This is a genomic window from Mycobacterium intermedium (assembly GCF_002086275.1).
Lineage (GTDB): Bacteria > Actinomycetota > Actinomycetes > Mycobacteriales > Mycobacteriaceae > Mycobacterium > Mycobacterium intermedium.
Map to the genome: position 1 here is coordinate 1 of NZ_MVHT01000378.1, position 225 is coordinate 225.

Below are 225 nucleotides of genomic sequence, written 5' to 3' on the forward strand. Positions count from 1 at the left end.
GTGTTCATGGGATTGATGCATGACGACTACCAGTTCGTGCACGCCGATGCCCAGGCGTTGGACGGGCCGTACGGATACATGGGCAACAGCTTCGCCATGGGATCCGGGCGCATCGCCTACGCCCTGGGACTGCGAGGTCCCGCGCTGACGGTGGACACCGCCTGCTCCTCTGGCCTCACCGCGATCCACCTGGCCTGCCGCAGCCTGCACGACAACGAGAGCGAC

At 65.8% G+C, this 225-nt stretch carries 1 protein-coding gene; it reads left to right on the forward strand.

Annotation, left to right across the window (positions count from 1 at the left end; genetic code table 11):
- Positions 1–225: beta-ketoacyl synthase N-terminal-like domain-containing protein (locus BST27_RS31105; protein ID WP_282957606.1), on the forward strand; the 225-nt coding region annotated here is incomplete at both ends.